Raw genomic sequence first — 1,992 nt, forward strand, 5'->3', positions numbered from 1 at the left:
TCAGGAGTGCCGCCGATATTCGTCCCGCCAAATAACACATAGCTTTGCCCAGAAGCAGAGCCGTTGGGGGAGGCACCATAAGCCCCGATAATCAGGTCGTCGAAGCCGTCATTGTTGACATCTCCGGCACTGCTGACAGAAACGCCTGATGCGTCACCCCCTGCGATGCCGTTGATGCTGAAGCCGTTAGCGCCGTTGAGGGTAAAGAGGTTGAGAGTAGAGCTAAAGCCTGTGTTGCCAAATACCACGTAGCTCTGCCCAGAAGCAGAGCCGTTGGGGTCGGCATTGGGTGCCCCGATAATCAGGTCGTCGAAGCCGTCATTGTTGACATCTCCGGCACTGCTGACAGATTCGCCTGAGAAGTCATAGTCTGCGATGCCGTTGATGGCGAAGCCGTTAGCGCCGTTAAGGTTAGAGAGGTTGAGAGTGGCGCCAAAGCCTGTGCTCTTGCCAAATACCACATAGCTCTGCCCAGAATTGATATAGCCGTTGCGAGAGGCGACATATGCCCCGATAATCAGGTCAGCGATGCCGTCGCCGTTGACATCTCCGGCACTGCTGACAGAATAGCCTGAGGTGTCATTCGCGGCGATGCCGTTGATGGTGAAGCCGTTAGCGCCGTTGAGGTCTGAGAGGTTGAGAGTGGCATCAAAGCCTGTGCTTTTGCCAAATACCACGTAGCTCTGCCCAGAAGCGGAGCCGTTGGGGTCGACACCGGATGCCCCGATAATCAGGTCAGCGATGCCGTCGTCGTTGACATCTCCCGCACTGCTGACAGAAATGCCTGAACCGTCACCCGCTGCGATGCCGTTGATGGTGAAGCCGTTAGCGCCGTTGAGGTCTGAGAGGTTGAGAGTGGCGTCAAAGCCTGTGCTCTTGCCAAACACCACGTAGCTCTGCCCTGAATATAAGCCGTTGGGGGAGGCATAGGGTGCCCCGATAATCAGGTCAGCGATGCCGTCATTGTTGACATCTCCGGCACTACTGACAGACCAGCCTGAGTAGTCAACTGCTGCGATGCCGTTGATGGTGAAGCCGTTAGTGCCGTTGAGGTTAGAGAGGTTGAGAGTGGCGTCAAAGCCTGTGCTGCTGCCAAACACCACGTAGCTCTGCCCTGAATCGTAGCCGTTGGGGTCGGCAAGTCTTGCCCCGATAATCAAGTCGTCGAAGCCGTCATTGTTGACATCTCCGGCACTGCTGACAGAATAGCCTGATGCGTCACCCGCCGCGATGCCGTTGATGGTGAAGCCGTTAGTGCCGTCGAGGTCTGAGAGATTAAATGATGAAATAACCATGATTTTCTTCTATGTTTATAGAGACGCGATTAATCGCGTTTGTACTATTTAGGCGAACTACGCTTGCACCACAAAATCTAATGCAACCAGAGTTGGCGCACCAGTTAGAACCGCAAATGGACCACCGATGCCAAAACCAGCCACGCTACCATTAGAGTTGTAGAACAACTGCCCAGTTACAGGGTTGTAGACAATCACAGCAGTGCTGGCTGCCCCTAAAGACGTGACTTCAAAGTTACTAGCATTACTAAAACCGGTTCCGACAGCAGAAGTAATTGCACTAAAGGTAGTCTTATCCAGTACAATCTTGTCACCTTGGGACTGTTTGAAATCAGAGATGGTATCTAAAGCAATAGCAGAACTGTCAAAGCGAGCATTGGTATCGTAAAGGAATCTGTCAGCACCGACGCCACCGACAAGGGTATCATTGCCAGCACCGCCGATGAGGATATCATTGCCAGCACCGCCGTCGATGGTGTCGTTACCAGCTTTGCCGTCGATGATATCCTTGTTAATTGTGCCGATGAGAGTATCTGCACCGGGAGTTCCTGTCACCTCAGGAGTGCCGCCGATATTCGTCCCGCCAAATAACACATAGCTTTGCCCAGAAGCAGAGCCGTTGGGGGAGGCACCATAAGCCCCGATAATCAGGTCGTCGAAGCCGTCATTGTTGACATCTCCGGCACTGCTGACAGAA

Annotated in this window: 1 protein-coding gene and 1 pseudogene; both read right to left on the reverse strand. The window is 53.4% G+C overall.

Features of this window, described 5'->3' with window-relative positions; translation table 11 throughout:
* Positions 1–1,295 (reverse strand): annotated as a pseudogene (locus VE944_RS10270) (integrin alpha); the annotation flags it as partial.
* A 57-nt stretch (positions 1,296–1,352) separates the two neighbouring features.
* Positions 1,353–1,992: calcium-binding protein (locus tag VE944_RS10275; protein WP_324976143.1), on the reverse strand; the 640-nt coding region annotated here is incomplete at its 5' end.

This window comes from Nostoc sp., assembly GCF_035638895.1.
Lineage (GTDB): Bacteria > Cyanobacteriota > Cyanobacteriia > Cyanobacteriales > Nostocaceae > Nostoc.